Below are 1863 nucleotides of genomic sequence, written 5' to 3'. Positions count from 1 at the left end.
GGGAAGGTCACCCCGTTCAACTGGAGCTTCGATGTGTTCGTGACGGTCCGATCCGGACACCTGCATCGCCGTGACCTGCGAACTCACGAGCTCGCTGGGACTTTGAAACGCCCCTGGCCGACCGCCGCCCGCGCCGGCGCGCGCCACCCGGCCGGTCCGGGCCGTACTGGAAGCCGCCATGGACGCCCGCCTCCTGGGCGTCGGTCTCCACCTTCCCCAGGCTTTTCTCACCGACGCTGCCATCGACTACCTCACCGACCACGACTGGAACCGGCTCCCCGGCAACTGGGTCGAGCCGCCGTGCTTGCCCAGCACGTGTCCGAGGCCTGCGCGTTCGCCATCTCCGAGCTGCCACAACGACTTTCCCGAGGTACCTTTGAATTGGAAATCGATGTGACCTAGACCGCCGGGACCACGAAGTGGATCGCAACATCCCAAGTGGGAGGCCACTATGACGAGCCCATTGCCCATTGCGCAAGGTGACGAGGGACCAAGTGTGGTCGCATTGCAGGTAGCGCTGGCCGCACTTGGAATCTACAGCGGTGAAAGCAGCGGCGTTTTTGACGAGTCAACTCATGAAGCGGTGATGCAGTTTCAATCCGGCTCTGGCCTCGACCCCGCCGGAGTGGTGGACTCGGAGACGTGGTCTGCGCTTGGCAGTCAACCATTCGAATCAAGCGAGATAACGCAGCTTCCCGAGGATGAATTTCCTGCCGCTGCACGTGTATTGGAAACTCCCGACGATCCCGATGCATACCTCGAACTTCTGGGGATAGATCCCTCCGGATTGGATGACGACGTCGCATAACGCCTTGGTCGCCGGCTGCAGAATTGGAAACACGCATGTGAGGAGCAGCGATGCCGTGTCTGTCGAAAAAAATTATCGTGGGCGCCTCAACGGCGGGCATAGGGTTGAGTGCGGTCGTTGCCGTGGCCGGCACGCCGACAGTTGCCATCTCGGGTGCTGCAATCGCGTCACTGGCAGTGCAGATGGCCACCCTTTTTGGGGCGATGGTCGCCCTCGCGGAATGTTTGGAAGATCACGCTCGTCAACCAGACGCTGCAAAGTTGAGGCAAGAAGTGGACGCATTGAAGCTTGAGCTTCAGAGGCTTCGTCCGTAATTATTGCCCAGGAAAGAGTGGCCCCCCAGTGGCAGCAGCGATCGACGACGTTCGTCAGGTCACCGCCCAGCGGAGGGATCGAGGCCCGAGAGGAGTCGGCGTATTCACTGGGCAGTATGCAAGTCTGCTTGGTTCGTCCTTGGATTTCGTACCGCACGGCCATGGGATGTCGCGCTGCCAGTGCAGTAGCTATGTCGCGCCTCTTATTGGTGAACGGACCGGTGAAGTCTGGGGATGGGTGACAAGTATCGTCGACTCCAGGGCGTAAAGTTCATGGACGTGATGAGATGGCAGAAATTCACATCGACACCGGCAATCTCACGTTCACCCAGTTCCGCATCCCCGAGCACAGTTCCCGGTTCGTTGACGGCTCCGATTCTCCAACGGTTCAGCTTGAGCCGGGATCGTATAGTTTTCAACAGATATCTGACCAGTCGGCCGGCTTCAACTTCGAGGTATCTCAGGACGGGTGTATCGATTACGACCTCCCCAAGGAGCAGTTCCTGAAGGGTCGTGGGACCCGCACGCTCACCGTGCGCGGCTTCTCCGTCATGGTCGACGCGACGGCTCTCTCGCACGGCCTCTTCCCACTTGTTGCGGGATCCGGGCTCCTTAAGCGGAATCAGCGTCATGCGCTGGTTCTCGCTCCCGGAACGGGGTATGGCTTCCAATCAGCGACGGACACCGACGCGGATTTCCGGTTCGGTGTGGACGTCAACGGCCAGATCACGATCGATTCCC

1 protein-coding gene and 1 pseudogene are annotated in these 1863 nt (G+C 60.2%); both read left to right on the top strand.

The window, feature by feature from the left end; genetic code table 11:
• Positions 1-451: 451 nt before the first annotated feature.
• Positions 452-808: a peptidoglycan-binding domain-containing protein gene (locus ABTY56_RS38145; RefSeq protein WP_350634290.1), complete on the top strand. Its 357-nt coding sequence runs from the start codon at positions 452-454 to the stop codon at positions 806-808.
• A gap of 601 nt (positions 809-1409) precedes the next feature.
• Positions 1410-1863 (top strand): annotated as a pseudogene (locus ABTY56_RS38140) (hypothetical protein); the annotation flags it as partial.

Source organism: Kitasatospora sp. NPDC097691 (assembly GCF_040302665.1).
In the GTDB taxonomy this organism is placed as follows: Bacteria; Actinomycetota; Actinomycetes; order Streptomycetales; family Streptomycetaceae; genus Kitasatospora.
This window is presented reverse-complemented; position numbering and strand designations above follow the sequence as displayed.